Raw genomic sequence first — 15026 nt, forward strand, 5'->3', positions numbered from 1 at the left:
ATTTTCACTAATTTTGACGTAATTGGCCCGAATCTTTGCCAAAAAGTCACAAGTCAAAAGATATTTCTCTGATTTATAAACTCTGAAACATCGAATAAAGTGAGGTTTATTCGGAAAATTGTTTTTATTTTTTTAAAGAGGCTTCCATGACCGATCGCATTGCCATCCACGGACTTCACGTGGCCACACCACTTTTTCGTTTTATCGAAGACCAAATGCTGCCCGCAGTAGGCGTCAAAAGCCAAGCATTTTGGGCGGGCTTTGATGGCATCGTGAAAGACTTGGCACCCGTCAACATCGCTTTGTTGGCTGAGCGCGACCGCATTCAATTGGAAATGGACAAGTGGCACACCGCCAACCCAGGCCCCGTGAGCGATGCCAAAGCCATGAAGGCGTATCGCAAACATCTCTCGTCCATTGGCTATTTGGTGCCCGAACCCAAGAGCCCAAAAGCCACTACCCAAAACGTCGATGCCGAATTGGCAGTGTTGGCTGGCCCACAATTGGTGGTGCCTATTTTGAATGCGCGCTATGCACTCAATGCAGCCAACGCACGTTGGGGCTCTTTGTATGACGCCTTGTATGGCACTGACGCATTGAGCGAGGCCGATGGCTGCGAAAAGGGCACAGGCTACAACCCCAAGCGCGGCGCCAAAGTGATTGAGTATTGCCGCTATGTGCTTGACCGTTGCGCGCCCTTGAAAAAAGGCTCGCACATTGACAGCACGGGTTACAGCGTGAAGGACGGCAAGTTGGTGGTGAGCTTGAAATCGGGCACCACCACCTTGGCCGATGGCAAACAATTTGTGGGCTTCCAAGGCGATGCCAAGGCGCCCACATCATTGCTGTTCAAGCACAACGGTTTGCACCTCGATTTGCAAATCAACAAGTCTCATCCCATTGGCAAAACAGACCCCGCGGGCGTGTCTGACTTGGTGGCTGAAGCGGCGCTTTCCACCATCTTGGATTTGGAAGATTCGGTGGCAGCCGTTGATGCCGAAGACAAAGTGTTGGCCTACAGCAATTGGCTCGGCATTTTGCAAGGCACGTTGTCTGAAGACGTGCTAAAGGGTGGCACAACCTTCAAGCGCACTTTGAATGGCGACCGCGTGTACACCAAGCCCAGCGGCAAAGGCCACGAAGTGTTGCATGGCCGCTCTTTGTTGTTCGTGCGCAATGTGGGTCACCTCATGACCAACCCTGCCATTTTGTACAACGCCGCAGACGGCACGCAAAAAGAAATTCCAGAAGGCATCCTGGACGCCATGATTACCACCACCTGTGCCATGGCCGATTTGCAAAAGAAGAAGGGCGCCGATTTCCGCAATAGCCGCACCGGCAGCGTGTACATCGTGAAGCCCAAAATGCATGGCCCCAAAGAAGTCGGTTTTGCCGACACTTTGTTTGGCCGCGTTGAAAAGGTCTTGGGTTTGAAGGCTTCTACCGTGAAGCTGGGCATCATGGACGAAGAGCGCCGCACCAGTGTCAATTTGGCAGCCTGCATTGCAGCCGCTAAATCGCGCGTGGCCTTCATCAATACCGGCTTCTTGGACCGCACTGGCGATGAAATGCACACCTGCATGTTGGCAGGCCCTGTGATGCGAAAGGGTGACATTAAAGGCAGTACATGGCTGGGTGCTTACGAGCGAAGCAATGTGGCCGTGGGCTTGCAAGCCGGATTGCGCGGTCGTGCACAAATTGGCAAGGGCATGTGGGCCATGCCCGATTTGATGGCCGACATGTTGAAACAAAAAATTGGTCACGCCAATGCGGGTGCCAACACTGCTTGGGTGCCAAGCCCCACAGCGGCCACCTTGCATGCCATGCACTACCACCAAGTGAACGTGCCAGCTCTGCAAAAGCAGATGGAAAAAACCATTGCTAAGCAAAGTGCCAAGGCCATGCGCGAAGAAACCTTGAGCAAGTTGTTGCAGTTCCCCGTAGTGACCGCAGCACAAGCTGCAGAGTGGACCGCGAAAGACAAACAAGATGAGCTCGACAACAACGCCCAAGGCATCTTGGGTTATGTGGTGCGTTGGGTTGACCAAGGCGTAGGTTGCTCCAAAGTACCCGATATCCATGGCGTGGGCTTGATGGAAGACCGTGCCACTTTGCGCATCAGCAGCCAGCACATTGCCAACTGGCTGGCGCATGGTGTGGTGACACAAGCCCAAGTGGAGTCCACCATGGAGCGCATGGCCGCAGTGGTGGACCAGCAAAATGCAGGCGATCCTTTGTACCAAAAGATGGCCGGCAATTTCAAAACATCCAAGGCTTATCAAGCGGCTTGCGACTTGGTTTTCAAAGGCAAAGAGCAGCCTAGCGGTTATACCGAGCCTTTGTTGCATGCATGGCGTTTGAAGGTCAAGGCCGGCTAAACTGTTTCAGGGCGGCCTATTGTGGGCCGCCTTTGAAAAAGGCTTCGATATGTGCCAACTCTTGGGCATGAACTGCAACACGCCCACGGACGCGACGTTCAGCTTCAGTGGCTTTTCGCAAAGAGGCGGTGTCACCGATCACCATTCGGATGGTTGGGGCATTGCCTTTTTCGAAGGTGCGGGGGTGCGGCATTTTGTAGACCACCAAGAGGCCAGCCGTTCGCCGGTGGCCGAACTCATTCGGCGCTACCCCATCAAAAGCCAAAATGTTATTGCGCACATTCGCAAAGCGACGCAAGGTGCGGTGTCACTCGAAAACTGTCATCCGTTTGTGCGCGAGCTCTGGGGCCGTTATTGGGTGTTTGCGCACAATGGCAATTTAGAAAACTTCTATCCGCGCTTGCATGGCCACTTTCAGCCTGTGGGACAAACCGACAGTGAGGGGGCATTTTGTTGGATCATGCAGGAGCTGTCCAAGTCGCATGCAACGGTACCCAGTGTGCAAGAGCTCACCCTCACACTGCGTGAGTTAGTGCCGCAAATTGCCAAGCACGGCACCTTCAATTTTTTGCTGTCCAACGGCCAAGCGCTTTGGGCACATGCCTCCAACAACTTGTACTACGTGATTCGGCAGTACCCATTCAAAACGGCCACGCTCAAAGATGAGGACATGCAAGTGAACTTTGCCGAGCAAACCAAGCCCACCGACCGTGTGGCGGTGGTGGTCACCGCCCCCCTCACGCTAGACGAGCCGTGGACAGCGTTTGTGCCAGGCGAGGTGATGGTGTTTAAGGATGGCGCTTTGCTTTAAGGCGCTTTGCTTCAAGGCGCTTTGATCGCCGCTTCCAATGCATCAATGAAAATAGCCGCCACATCACAGCCGGTTTGGTCAAAAATTTCTTGGAAGCAAGTGGGGCTGGTGACGTTGATCTCGGTCACGCTGGTGCCAATGACGTCAAGACCAATGAGCAACAAACCACGCGCCGCCAAAATGGGGCCAATGGTTTCTGCAATGGCGCGGTCCTTGTCTGTAAGGGGCTGCGCCACACCTTTGCCACCCGCAGCCAAGTTGCCGCGCACTTCGCCACCTTGCGGAATGCGCGCCAAGCAGAAAGGCACAGGCTTGCCGCCAATGATGAGCACGCGTTTGTCACCTTGCGCAATGGCGGGTAAAAACTTTTGAACCATGACCGATTGCGCACCATCGAGGTTGAGCGTCTCAATGATCGAGCCCAAATTCATGCCATCGGCGCCAACACGGAAAATGCCCATGCCGCCCATGCCATCGAGCGGTTTCAAAATGATGTCTTGGTGCTCCGCGTGGAACGCCTTGATGGCGTCGGCCGATCGTGTGACCAAAGTGGGCCCAATGAATTCGGGAAATTCCATGATGGCCAGTTTTTCGGGGTGGTCACGCAAAGCAGATGCTTTGTTGAACACCTTGGCACCTTCGCGTTCGGCTTGGCTTAGCAAATGTGTGGCGTAGAAAAATTCGCTGTCGAAGGGTGGATCTTTGCGCATGATGATGGCGTCAAAGTCTTTCAGCCAAGCTTGGCGCGTGGCCGTCACTTCGTACCAGGTGTTGGCATCGCCGGTTAAGTGCAGATCTTGAACTTGCGCTTTGACGCACTCACCGCGCTGCCATTGAATATGCGGTACCTCGCAAGCCGTGATGCTGTGGCCGCGCTTTTGGGCCTCGCGCATCATGGCAAAACTGGTGTCCTTCTTGATCTTGAAGGAGGCGAGGGGGTCGACAATGAAAAGGATGTTCATGCGCGTAATGTCTCACAAAGACATTAACTGCGCATGACAGTCGGAAATTTACATGTTTCGGCGGTATTGACCACCCACCTCAAACAAGGCATTGGTAATTTGACCCAACGAGCAAACGCGCACAGCGTCCATTAGGACCTCAAACACATTTTGATTGTGAATCACGGCTTGCTGTAGGCGCACCAACATGGCGGGAGACTCTTTGGCATGCTGGGCATGAAAGGCGTGCAAACGATCGAGTTGAGACTTTTTCTCATCTTCCGTAGATCGAGCCAATTCCAGCTTCTCGAGCACTTCGTCACCTTTGGGGTTGCGGAAAGTGTTGACACCAATGATGGGGTACTCGCCGGTGTGCTTGAGCATTTCGTAGTGCATCGATTCGTCTTGAATCTTGCCGCGCTGATAGCCTGTTTCCATGGCGCCCAACACACCGCCTCGGTCTGCAATCTTTTCAAACTCGGCCAACACGGCTTCTTCCACCAACTCGGTGAGTTCTTCAATGATGAAGGCGCCTTGGTTGGGGTTTTCGTTTTTGGCCAAGCCCCACTCGCGGTTGATGATGAGTTGAATGGCCATAGCACGGCGCACGCTGTCTTCGGTGGGCGTGGTAATGGCTTCGTCAAACGCGTTGGTGTGCAAAGAGTTGCAGTTGTCGTAAATGGCAATCAAAGCTTGCAGCGTGGTGCGAATGTCGTTGAACTGAATTTCTTGCGCGTGCAGTGAGCGGCCTGAGGTTTGAATGTGGTACTTCAACTTCTGGCTGCGCTCGTTGGCGCCGTACTTGTTCTTCATGGCCACCGCCCAGATGCGGCGAGCTACACGGCCCATCACGGTGTACTCGGGGTCCATACCGTTGCTGAAGAAGAAACTCAAATTGGGCGCAAAGTCATCGATGTGCATGCCCCGTGCCAAGTAGGCTTCCACAAACGTGAAGCCATTGGACAATGTGAAGGCCAATTGGCTGATGGGGTTGGCACCAGCTTCTGCAATGTGATAGCCGCTGATAGACACGGAGTAGAAATTGCGCACATCGTTGTTGACAAAAAATTGTGCAACGTCGCCCATGACCTTCAAGCTGAACTCGGTGCTAAAGATGCAAGTGTTTTGACCTTGGTCTTCTTTCAGAATGTCGGCTTGCACCGTACCGCGCACATTGGCCAAAACCCACTCGCGAATTTTGGCGGCTTCGGTGGCTGTCGGTTCGCGGCCATTGTCGGCCTTGAATTTATCCAAATTCTGATCGATGGCGGTGTTCATGAACATGGCCAAGATAGAGGGCGCAGGACCGTTGATGGTCATCGACACGCTGGTGCTAGGGTTGCACAAGTCGAAGCCGCCGTAGAGCACCTTCATGTCGTCCAAGGTGGCAATGCTCACGCCAGAATTGCCCACCTTGCCGTAGATGTCGGGGCGAGGATCGGGGTCGTTGCCATACAAAGTGACTGAGTCAAAAGCGGTGGACAAACGCTTGGCGGCCATGCCTTCGCTCAGCAATTTGAAGCGGGTGTTGGTTCTGAATGCATCACCTTCACCAGCAAACATGCGTGTGGGATCTTCCCCTTCGCGCTTGAACGCGAAAGTGCCAGCGGTGTAGGGGAAGCTGCCTGGCACATTGTCGAGCATGAGCCACTTCAAAATTTCGCCGTGGTCTTCGTAGGTGGGCAAAGACACTTTGCGAATGGTGGTGCCCGACAAACTTTTGGAAGTGAGCGCTGTGCGAATTTCTTTGTCGCGAATTTGCACTACGTACTCATCACCAGCGTAGGCCTTTTGCATTTCTGGCCATTGGGCCAACAACTTGCGCGCGCCGGGGTCTTGCGTTTCTTCGCGGCGAGCAGCCAAGTCGATGGCGGCTTCGGAAGCTTTGGCGCGGCCTGGCTTGTCGACTTCCAACATGACAGCGGCTGCGCGCAGTTGTTGAATTTCGCGTGCCAATTTAGCTTGGGCACGGGCTTGTTTTTTGTAGCCCCGCACAGTGTCGGTAATTTCTGCCAAGTATCGCGAGCGTGCAGGTGGAACCACTGGCGTTTGGTTGGTGCTGTGCCGTACATCTACCTTGGGTAGCAGGCCTTCATTCAAGTTCAAACCCAACTCGCCCAAGCGAACTTTGAGCGCTTGGTACAAAGCGGTCACGCCATCGTCGTTGAAGCGAGCGGCCATGGTGCCAAACACGGGCATTTGTTCGGTGGGAACAGTCCAAGCTTCTTGGTTGCGCTGGACTTGTTTGGCCACATCGCGCAGTGCGTCGCTGGCACCTTTGCGGTCAAACTTGTTGATGGCGACGAACTGGGCAAAGTCGAGCATGTCGATTTTTTCCAGTTGGCTGGCTGCGCCAAATTCGGGCGTCATGACGTACATGGGCACATCCACGTGCGGCACGATGGCCGCATCGCCCTGGCCAATGCCAGAGGTTTCCACCACCACCACATCAAAGCCCGCTACCTTGCAAGCAGCCACCACATCGGGCAAGGCAGCAGAGATCTCGCTGCCAAAATCGCGCGTGGCCAAACTGCGCATGAACACTCGCTGTCCATTGCGCCATGGGTTGATGGCGTTCATGCGAATGCGGTCGCCTAACAAGGCGCCGCCGCTCTTGCGGCGTGAAGGATCGATGGAAACCACCGCAATGCGCAAGCTGTCGCCTTGGTCTAAGCGCAAACGGCGAATGAGTTCGTCGGTTAAAGAAGACTTGCCCGCGCCGCCAGTGCCAGTAATGCCCAGCACGGGCACTTTGTGTTTGCCAGCTTCGGTGCGCAATGCGGCCACCATGTCGGCAGAAGCGTTGCCGTTTTCTAAAACGGTGATGAGCTGTGACAGCGCTCGCCAGTTGGCTTCGCTGCCACCTTGAATGGCTTTCAAATCTTTGGGTGCATACGCGCTAATGTCTTTGTCGCAGCGCATCACCATCTCGCCAATCATGCCGGCCAAGCCCATGCGCTGGCCGTCTTCAGGGCTGTAAATTCGGCCCACGCCGTAGGCATGCAACTCGCGAATTTCTGCGGGAACAATCACACCGCCGCCACCGCCAAACACTTGAATGTGTTCGCCGCCGCGCTGGCGAAGTAAGTCGACCATGTATTTGAAATACTCCACATGACCGCCCTGATAGGAGCTGATGGCAATGCCTTGCGCGTCTTCTTGCAAAGCGGCCGTGACCACTTCATCGACTGAGCGGTTGTGACCCAAGTGAATCACTTCGGCGCCCATGCTTTGCAAGATGCGGCGCATGATGTTGATGGCTGCATCGTGGCCGTCGAACAAACTGGCGGCAGTGACAAAACGCACTTTGTGCGTGGGGCGGTATTCAGCGAGGGCTTTGTATTCGGCAGACAAGTCGGTCATGGCATGGTTCCGTTCAAGGTTGACTTTACGTTTACGTCAACGTCAACTAGCGATCTTAGCGGTTTTGCTGAGAAAAGTCTTGCAAATGAACATGCCAGCCAACATGGCGGCCGTAAAAATAAGGGCATCGGCGCTCAAAAGCGCGCTGGCCAATGCTGGGCCTGGGCAATAACCCACCAAGCCCCAGCCTGCGCCAAACATCACTGCTCCACCAACCAGCGGCAGATCGATTTTGTTTTGTGAAGGCTCATAAAACTGATTGCCAAACAAGGGGGTTTGCGAAATTCTGCGGGTCCATGCAAATGCCAAAAGGGTGACGCTGACCGCGCCGCCCATGACAAATGCCAAGGTGGGATCCCATAAACCAGGGAAGGGTCCTTTGCCCATGGCTGTGATGTCTAGGAAGCCCATCACTTTGAGCGGTTGGGTCATGCCAGACAACACCAAACCAGAGGCGAACAAGAGCCCTGCTGAAAAAGCCAGTCCTAGACGGCCGGCACGTTGGGGGTTGTCATTCATACGGCACCTCGCATCAAGGTCACGGCCGCCATGCCAGTGGCCATGAAAACGCCAACTGAGACCAAGGACCTGACAGACAACCTGCCCAAGCCACACACCCCGTGGCCACTGGTGCAGCCACTGCCCCAGACGGTACCAATGCCCACCAGAAGTCCCGCGGGGATCAGCAAATACAAGGGCCGAGTTGGCAGGGTGGGGATTTCTAAGCCCTGACCCAAAAGGCATCCGCCAATAATCAAACCGGCTAAAAAAGCCCAGCGCCAAGTGTCGGGCTGGGTGGGCGCAGCCATGGTTTCTGAGGCAATGCCGCTGATGCCGGCAATACGGCCAAGGCCCCACCAAAGCAGCCAACTGGCCAAACCAATGAGAATACCGCCGAGACCGGCAATGAAATAAGGATGAAAATTGTCAAGCATCAAGCTGTGTTCCCGAAATTGTTCCAAAAAAGCTGGCAAAAGTTATCATAATTTGATCCCATTCTGAAAGATTCTCATGAGCCGCATTGCTGATCCTGAAAAAAAGAAAGCCCTTTGTGCTCGCTTGGCCCGAATTGAAGGCCAAATTCGAGGTTTACAAAAACTCATCGACAGTGACGCCGATTGTGAAAAAGTAGCCCAGCAAATGGCGGCATCTCGCAAAGCTTTAGACAAAGCTTTTTTCTCCATGGTGGGTTGCATGATTGAGCAAGGCGACCAATCGGCTGAGCATGTGGCTGAAATGCTCACCAAATTTGCCTGAAGTTTCAAATGCACACTTCCCAAGCTCAAGTCATTCAGCTGTTTGACCCCCAGTCCAGCACCTACACCTATTTGGTTTATGACCCCCACTCGCTGGATGCGGTCATCATCGATCCGGTCGACGATCAAATTCAACGCGATCAACAACTCATTCAAGACAAGGGCCTCAAAGTCCGATGGGCTTTAGAAACACATGCACATGCAGATCACATCACAAGCGCAGGTTTGCTGGCCGAACATTTGGGCTTGAAAACGGCAGCGCCTGAAGGCTGTCACATTGGAACAGCCTCGGTGCAATTGGTCGATGGTCAATTGATTCCGTTTGGGGCTTTTGCGCTCAAGGCCTTGCACACCCCTGGCCATACAGCAGGAAGCATGAGTTTTTATGTGGCTGCGCAAGAGGGTGGACATGTGTTTACAGGCGATACCCTGCTCATTGGTGGTTGCGGCCGCACCGACTTTCAATCGGGCAGTGCGCAGGCCCTGTATCACAGCATCACGCAAATCTTGTTCAAGTTACCGCAAGACACCACGGTGTGGCCAGGCCATGATTACAAAGGTCAAACTCACTCAAGTATTGGTGATGAAATCAAACACAATGTGCGTGTTGCAGGTCACACCGAAGCGCAGTTTGTGGCCATCATGAACAACCTGAATTTGCCCAAGCCACGGCGAATTGATGAAGCCGTGCCTGCCAATTTAAATTCTGGATTACGGCAAGATGCCGGAGGAGAAACTGTGAGAAATGATGTCCTAACCATTCGTCCCGCAGACGGTTATGCCGGCGATGTCTATCCTGAACTGGCCTGGCACTGGGTGCAGTCGGGCGAAGCTGTTTTGGTAGATGTTCGATCGGATGCAGAACGTGCGTGGGTGGGCTTTGTGCCTGAAGCCAAACCATTGGCTTGGAAGCAATGGCCGGTGGTGGATGTCAATCCAGAGTTTGATGCAGGCATTCGAGCCATTGCATCTACAGGCCTCAAAATTGTGTTGTTGTGTCGCAGTGGTGTAAGGTCTGTTGCTGCAGCACAAAGAGCCACCACTTTGGGCATTGAGGCGTTCAATATTTTGGAAGGTTTTGAAGGCGATCCCGATGCCAATGCGCATCGCGGTAAGTTAGGCGGTTGGCGAATGCGCGGCCTGCCTTGGCGACAGAATTGATCAAGTCAAAAGCCCCACGCGGTTCTTGTGCGCTTCAAGCCTGCACTTTGCTTGCGAGCATTGAGGCTAAGCAAGTTGAAAAAATCAGTATCATCTGCACATGACATTTTTGGCAATCGACGTCGGTAACACGCGTTTGAAGTGGGCACTCTACGATCGGCCGCATACCCAAGCCAATGTGCTTGCGCAAGGCGCGGAATTTTTAGAGAACATCGAAACCCTCTCCGATGGACCTTGGGCGGGCTTGGCTGCGCCCAAACATGTGCTGGGCTGTGTGGTCGCTGGCGATGCCGTGAAGCGCCGTGTGCAAGAACAATTGGAACTGTGGGACGTTGCGCCGCAATGGGTGGTGTCTTCCAACCAGGAGGCTGGCGTGAGCAATGGCTACGACCATCCCACTCGCTTGGGCTCCGACCGTTGGGTGGCCATGATCGGTGCGCGCCACCGCATGTTGGCCAAAGGCCCAGCCCAACCATTGGTGGTGGTCATGGTGGGCACAGCCGTCACAGTGGAAGCCTTGGATCAACACGGTAAATTTTTAGGCGGCTTTATTTTGCCCGGCCACGGCATTATGTTGCGCGCCTTAGAGTCAGGCACCGCTGGATTGCATGTTCCCACTGGGGAAGTCAGGCCCTTCCCCACCAATACCAGTGATGCTTTAACCAGCGGTGGAACCTACGCCATTGCAGGTGCTTGCGAGCGCATGGTGCAGCACCTAAAACAACACACCGGACAAGAGCCGCAGTGTGTCATGACGGGTGGTGCGGGTTGGAAAATGGCCCCAAGCATGGCCATCCAATTTGAGTTGGTGGACAGCCTTATTTTTGATGGCCTGTTGAAGCTGGCGCAAACACGTTTTGTCTAAATTGCTTTAACTCACCTCTGACGCATAGGCATGCGTGAGTTGCATCAAGTGAGCGCGTTCGCTTGGGTTTTCCAAGTAGGGTGCCAACAACAAAAGCACATGCCGTGCACCACGGGCTAAGGCATCGCCAGCGCTTTCTGGCTCCATGGCATGCCTAGGGTTGCGCACATACTCATAACTGAGCCAATAGGTAACGACCACCGACATGCTGGTTGACAAGGTATTGAAGGTGTCGGGCTCATGCCGAATGTGGCCTTGTCTGGCCAAAGCCTGCAGCAACTGGTGAAGCGAAGCTGTTTTAACTTCTAAGATGTTTTTGAAGTTGGTTTCCAAATGCCGATTTTTAGACAGCAAGTCGTTCAGGTCTCGGTACAAAAATCGGTGCGTCCAAATGAGCTCAAACAAGGAGTGCAAAAAGAACCACGCATCTTCCACATCCTTCACATCTTGGCTGGCATCAAGCAGCTTCAGCATGTCTGCTTTGTAGTTGTCAAACAGATGGCTGACCAATTGGTCTTTGGCGGGAAAGTGATAGTACAAATTGCCCGGGCTGATGTTGAGCTCGGACGAAATGAGCGTGGTCGACACATTGGGTTCGCCATAGCGATTGAACAGGTCTAAAGACACTGTGGCAATGCGCTCGGCGGTGCGACGGGGGGCTTTTTTGGCCATGAATTACTTGGCAGGGGTGACGCGTTTTCTGGCGGGCGATTTGGCGTTTGCCTTTGCCTTTGCATCTGCCTTTACTTTTGCATTTGCCAGGGCCGCCTCCAAAACGGCCACTCGATCTTGCAGCTCGGCCACTTCTTGGGCAGTGGGCAGGCCCAAACTTTTGAGCGCCCGAGCCACGCGATCTTCAAAAAGGTGTTCTAAGCGATCAACTTTGGCACCAACCGGTTGAACCAAGCCAGCCCCCAAATTTTGCGTGAGTTGGTTGAAATGCGCTGCGGCTTCTTGGATTTTTTCTTGGGCAGCAGCTTGCGATTTTTTCTGAAACGCCAAACCTTCTGCCACCAAAGCTTCAAAGGCTTTGCTGCCTTGTTCGCGAGCTTGTGCCTGCGCTTGCGCCATGGCGCCGAGGCCTGCTAGCCAAATGTCTTTGGAAGCCGCGCTGTGCGCAGAGCCTGCGCTGCCAGTACCTTTGGAATTGCCTTGAGCTGGCTTTTTGGGGGCGGTGGGGGCCATGAAAACTCCGTACTTCGATTGATGGACCATCAAAACCTCACTTTAACCGCTGCCGCACGACATGCCAATGCTTATAAAATACAGTTTTGGAAAGAAAAAATGACAATTCTTGTGACCGGTGGTGCGGGCTTCATTGGCGCCAACTTTGTATTGGACTGGGTGGCCAACACCGACGAAAAGATTGTGAATCTCGACAAGCTGACCTACGCGGGCAACTTGGAGTCATTGGAACCCTTGAAAAACAAGCCTCAGCACGTGTTTGTGCAGGGTGACATTGGCGATTTTGCTTTGTTGCCCCAGCTTTTGGCCGAGCACCAACCCCGAGCGGTTTTGAATTTTGCAGCCGAGAGCCATGTCGATCGCTCCATTCACGGCCCCGGCGAATTCATTGAAACCAACATTGTGGGCACCTTCCGTTTGTTGGAGTCGGTGCGCGGCTACTGGCAAAGTTTGGAAGCCAATGCGCAAAGCAGTTTCCGCTTTTTGCATGTCTCAACCGATGAGGTTTATGGCAGTTTGGCGCCCCAAGATCCAGCCTTTACCGAGCAACATCCGTACGAGCCCAACAGCCCCTACAGTGCCAGCAAGGCGGCCAGCGATCACTTGGTTCGTGCATGGCATCACACCTATGGCCTGCCGGTGCTCACCACCAACTGCAGCAACAACTACGGTCCTTTGCACTTTCCTGAAAAGCTCATTCCCCTCATGATTGTCAATGCGCTGGCAGGCAAGCCCTTGCCGGTGTATGGCGACGGCATGCAGGTGCGCGATTGGCTTTATGTCAAAGACCATTGCAGCGCCATTAGACGTGTGCTGGAAGGCGGCCAACTGGGCGAGACTTACAACGTGGGCGGTTGGAACGAGAAGCCCAACATTGAAATTGTCAAAACAGTTTGCGCCTTGCTCGACGAGCTGCGCCCGCGTGCCGATGGTGCCAGCTATGCACAGCAAATTACGTATGTCAAAGACCGTCCTGGCCACGACAGACGCTATGCCATTGACGCTCGCAAACTTGAAAAAGAATTGGGCTGGAGGCCCGCCGAAACCTTTGAGACCGGCATTCGCAAAACAGTGGCTTGGTATTTGGAAAACACCGAATGGGTGGCGCACGTGCAAAGCGGCGCTTACCGTGAGTGGGTTTCAAAGCAATACACCGCATGAAAATTTTATTGCTCGGCAAAAAAGGCCAAGTCGGCTGGGAACTGCAGCGCAGCTTGGCGCCATTGGGCGAGTTGCTGGCCCTAGACAGAAACAGCACAACGCACTGTGGCGATCTGAGCAATTTGGAAGGTCTGGCAGAGACTGTGCGGGTGTATCGACCCGACGTGGTGGTTAATGCAGCTGCTTACACAGCAGTTGACAAAGCTGAAACAGATCAGTCAACGGCGAATTTGGTCAATGCCTTGGCGCCAGAGGTCTTGGCCCGTGCCTGTGCGGCCATTGATGCTTACCTGGTGCATTTTTCCACCGACTATGTGTTTGATGGCGCGGGTCAAAAACCTTGGCTTGAGTCTGATGCAACAGGGCCGGTCAATGTCTATGGCCACAGCAAGCTGGCAGGAGAGAAGGGCATTGCCAAGCAAGGCGCCAAGCATGTCATTTTCAGAACCAGTTGGGTGTATGGCACCGAAGGCGGCAACTTTGCCAAAACCATGCTGCGCTTGGCCCAAGAGCGCGAAAAGATGGCGGTTATCAATGACCAGTTTGGCGCTCCCACCGGCGCGGCCTTGTTGGCCGACATCACAGCTTTGTGTTTGCAGCACGAAACGCCCTTGACAGGCATTTACCACTTGGCGGCGGCTGGCGAGACCACATGGCACGCGTACGCACAATATGTTTTGCAGACTGCCCAAAGCCTCAAGCCAGATTTGACGTACACGGTGAAAGAGCTTGCTGCGGTTCCCACCACCCAGTTTCCAACACCTGCGGCTCGCCCGCTGAACTCTAGGCTCAATTGCAGCCAGCTTGAAAAAGCCCTCCAACTCAAATTGCCGGCTTGGCAAACTGGGGTGGATGCCATGCTCGCAAAAATTTTGTAAACTTGGGCTTGCATGGGGTGTTAAATGCCCCAAAAGTGTTCACAATACGGCTCTGACAGCCTTTCATCACATGAGCAAGTACTGACTTGCATGTTTTCACTTTGAAGAACCATCATGACTGACAACGATTCTTTGGCCCACATTTCTCCTCGCGACAAAGCAGAAATTTTGGCCCAGGCTTTGCCTTACATCCGCATGTTTCACGGCAAGACCTTGGTCATCAAATACGGCGGCAATGCCATGACCGACCCCGCCTTGCAAGCCGACTTTGCTGAAGACGTGGTGCTCTTGAAATTGGTAGGCATGAACCCTGTGGTAGTGCACGGTGGCGGCCCGCAAATTGAAACCGCCTTAAACCGCTTGGGTAAAAAAGGTGAATTCATTCAAGGCATGCGCGTGACCGACGCAGAAACCATGGAAGTGGTGGAGTGGGTGTTGGCCGGTGAAGTGCAGCAAGACATTGTGGGCTTGATCAATCAAGCAGGCGGCAAAGCAGTGGGTTTAACGGGCCGTGATGGCGGTTTGATTCGCGCCAAAAAATTGAAAATGGTCGACAACGCCGATCCCAACAAAGAATACGACGTGGGTCAAGTGGGCGAGATTGAATCGATTGACCCCAGCGTGGTCAAAGCTTTGCAAGACGATGCCTTCATTCCTGTTATCAGCCCCATTGGCTTTGGCGAAAACAATGAAAGCTACAACATCAATGCTGATGTGGTGGCAGGCAAGTTGGCCAGTGTTTTGAAGGCGGAAAAACTGGTGCTCCTCACCAACACACCTGGTGTGTTGGACAAAGCTGGCAATTTGTTGACTGACTTGAGCGCTCGCCGCATTGACGAGCTGTTTGCCGATGGCACCATCAGCGGCGGCATGTTGCCCAAAATCAGTGGCGCCTTGGATGCCGCTAAGAGTGGCGTGAAAGCCGTGCACATCATCGATGGCCGTGTACCGCATGCCATGTTGTTAGAAATTCTGACTGATCAAGCCTTCGGCACCATGATTCGCAGCTACTGAGCAGGAGCCTTTC

14 protein-coding genes and 1 pseudogene are annotated in these 15026 nt (G+C 53.8%); 9 read left to right on the forward strand and 6 right to left on the reverse strand.

Annotated elements, in window-relative coordinates; genetic code table 11:
• Positions 1-146 precede the first annotated feature (146 nt).
• Together B9Z32_RS02980 and B9Z32_RS02985 are read left to right on the forward strand one after the other, a co-directional pair.
• Positions 147-2378, forward strand: coding sequence for a malate synthase G (locus B9Z32_RS02980; RefSeq protein ID WP_108419875.1), 2232 nt, complete (start codon positions 147-149; stop codon positions 2376-2378).
• A 49-nt stretch (positions 2379-2427) separates the two neighbouring features.
• Complete coding sequence (locus tag B9Z32_RS02985; RefSeq protein ID WP_108420950.1) at positions 2428-3189, forward strand: class II glutamine amidotransferase; 762 nt, start codon at positions 2428-2430, stop codon at positions 3187-3189.
• A gap of 11 nt (positions 3190-3200) precedes the next feature.
• Here B9Z32_RS02985 and gshB read toward each other — a convergent pair whose 3' ends face one another.
• From gshB to B9Z32_RS03005, 4 genes are read right to left on the reverse strand one after another with little or no spacing between them, the layout of a single operon-like run.
• Positions 3201-4151 (reverse strand): glutathione synthase, encoded by a 951-nt coding sequence (gene gshB / locus B9Z32_RS02990; RefSeq protein ID WP_108419876.1) that lies wholly within the window; start codon positions 4149-4151, stop codon positions 3201-3203.
• A gap of 48 nt (positions 4152-4199) precedes the next feature.
• On the reverse strand, positions 4200-7493 hold the full coding sequence (gene icmF, locus B9Z32_RS02995; protein ID WP_108419877.1) for a fused isobutyryl-CoA mutase/GTPase IcmF: 3294 nt from the start codon (positions 7491-7493) through the stop codon (positions 4200-4202).
• 42 nt (positions 7494-7535) lie between these two features.
• The gene (locus B9Z32_RS03000) at positions 7536-8012 is read right to left on the reverse strand and encodes a DUF6691 family protein (RefSeq protein ID WP_108419878.1); all 477 of its coding nucleotides are present in this window, start codon (positions 8010-8012) and stop codon (positions 7536-7538) included.
• Entirely contained in the window at positions 8009-8428 is a 420-nt protein-coding gene (locus B9Z32_RS03005) for a YeeE/YedE family protein (RefSeq protein ID WP_108420951.1), read from the reverse strand. The genes B9Z32_RS03000 and B9Z32_RS03005 overlap by 4 nt, the downstream gene beginning before the upstream one ends.
• 76 nt (positions 8429-8504) lie before the next feature.
• On the opposite strand from B9Z32_RS03005, the gene B9Z32_RS03010 reads away from it, so the two are divergent.
• The 4 genes and pseudogenes from B9Z32_RS03010 to B9Z32_RS03020 all read left to right on the forward strand — a co-directional run bounded on the left by B9Z32_RS03010 (position 8505) and on the right by B9Z32_RS03020 (position 10775).
• Entirely contained in the window at positions 8505-8750 is a 246-nt protein-coding gene (locus B9Z32_RS03010; RefSeq protein ID WP_108419879.1) for a metal-sensing transcriptional repressor, read from the forward strand.
• 8 nt (positions 8751-8758) lie between these two features.
• Positions 8759-9286: pseudogene (locus tag B9Z32_RS14200) on the forward strand (MBL fold metallo-hydrolase); the annotation flags it as partial.
• A 201-nt stretch (positions 9287-9487) separates the two neighbouring features.
• On the forward strand, positions 9488-9910 hold the full coding sequence (locus B9Z32_RS14205) for a rhodanese-like domain-containing protein (protein WP_233248178.1): 423 nt from the start codon (positions 9488-9490) through the stop codon (positions 9908-9910).
• A 100-nt stretch (positions 9911-10010) separates the two neighbouring features.
• The gene (locus tag B9Z32_RS03020) at positions 10011-10775 is read left to right on the forward strand and encodes a type III pantothenate kinase (protein WP_108419881.1); all 765 of its coding nucleotides are present in this window, start codon (positions 10011-10013) and stop codon (positions 10773-10775) included.
• 6 nt (positions 10776-10781) lie between these two features.
• On the opposite strand, the gene B9Z32_RS03025 is transcribed toward B9Z32_RS03020, so the two are convergent.
• On the reverse strand, positions 10782-11447 hold the full coding sequence (locus tag B9Z32_RS03025; RefSeq protein WP_108419882.1) for a TetR/AcrR family transcriptional regulator: 666 nt from the start codon (positions 11445-11447) through the stop codon (positions 10782-10784).
• 3 nt (positions 11448-11450) lie between these two features.
• The gene (locus B9Z32_RS03030) at positions 11451-11960 is read right to left on the reverse strand and encodes a phasin family protein (RefSeq protein WP_158268167.1); all 510 of its coding nucleotides are present in this window, start codon (positions 11958-11960) and stop codon (positions 11451-11453) included.
• 99 nt (positions 11961-12059) lie between these two features.
• Between B9Z32_RS03030 and rfbB the strand changes: the two genes are divergently transcribed.
• From rfbB to argB, 3 genes are all read left to right on the forward strand, one after another.
• Positions 12060-13121, forward strand: a complete 1062-nt coding sequence (gene rfbB / locus B9Z32_RS03035; protein ID WP_108420952.1) for a dTDP-glucose 4,6-dehydratase — start codon at positions 12060-12062, stop codon at positions 13119-13121.
• Positions 13118-13999 carry a dTDP-4-dehydrorhamnose reductase gene (gene rfbD, locus B9Z32_RS03040; RefSeq protein ID WP_108419884.1) on the forward strand — a complete coding sequence of 294 codons (882 nt, stop codon included), beginning with the start codon at positions 13118-13120 and terminating at the stop codon, positions 13997-13999. The genes rfbB and rfbD overlap by 4 nt, the downstream gene beginning before the upstream one ends.
• 114 nt (positions 14000-14113) lie before the next feature.
• Complete coding sequence (argB, locus tag B9Z32_RS03045) at positions 14114-15013, forward strand: acetylglutamate kinase (protein WP_108419885.1); 900 nt, start codon at positions 14114-14116, stop codon at positions 15011-15013.
• The last annotated feature ends 13 nt before the right edge of the window (positions 15014-15026 follow it).

It is taken from the genome of Limnohabitans sp. MMS-10A-178 (assembly GCF_003063375.1).
GTDB lineage: Bacteria > Pseudomonadota > Gammaproteobacteria > Burkholderiales > Burkholderiaceae_C > Limnohabitans_A.

Bases quoted from the DNA above. Each gene is read 5' to 3' on its own strand.
- B9Z32_RS02985 (WP_108420950.1), top strand. From the start codon at position 2,428: ATGTGCCAACTCTTGGGCATGAACTGCAACACGCCCACGGACGCGACG.
- B9Z32_RS03005 (WP_108420951.1), bottom strand. From the start codon at position 8,428: ATGCTTGACAATTTTCATCCTTATTTCATTGCCGGTCTCGGCGGTATT.
- B9Z32_RS03010 (WP_108419879.1), top strand. From the start codon at position 8,505: ATGAGCCGCATTGCTGATCCTGAAAAAAAGAAAGCCCTTTGTGCTCGC.
- B9Z32_RS03025 (WP_108419882.1), bottom strand. From the start codon at position 11,447: ATGGCCAAAAAAGCCCCCCGTCGCACCGCCGAGCGCATTGCCACAGTG.
- B9Z32_RS02980 (WP_108419875.1), top strand. From the start codon at position 147: ATGACCGATCGCATTGCCATCCACGGACTTCACGTGGCCACACCACTT.
- gshB (WP_108419876.1), bottom strand. From the start codon at position 4,151: ATGAACATCCTTTTCATTGTCGACCCCCTCGCCTCCTTCAAGATCAAG.
- argB (WP_108419885.1), top strand. From the start codon at position 14,114: ATGACTGACAACGATTCTTTGGCCCACATTTCTCCTCGCGACAAAGCA.
- icmF (WP_108419877.1), bottom strand. From the start codon at position 7,493: ATGACCGACTTGTCTGCCGAATACAAAGCCCTCGCTGAATACCGCCCC.
- B9Z32_RS03000 (WP_108419878.1), bottom strand. From the start codon at position 8,012: ATGAATGACAACCCCCAACGTGCCGGCCGTCTAGGACTGGCTTTTTCA.
- rfbD (WP_108419884.1), top strand. From the start codon at position 13,118: ATGAAAATTTTATTGCTCGGCAAAAAAGGCCAAGTCGGCTGGGAACTG.
- B9Z32_RS03030 (WP_158268167.1), bottom strand. From the start codon at position 11,960: ATGGCCCCCACCGCCCCCAAAAAGCCAGCTCAAGGCAATTCCAAAGGT.
- rfbB (WP_108420952.1), top strand. From the start codon at position 12,060: ATGACAATTCTTGTGACCGGTGGTGCGGGCTTCATTGGCGCCAACTTT.
- B9Z32_RS03020 (WP_108419881.1), top strand. From the start codon at position 10,011: ATGACATTTTTGGCAATCGACGTCGGTAACACGCGTTTGAAGTGGGCA.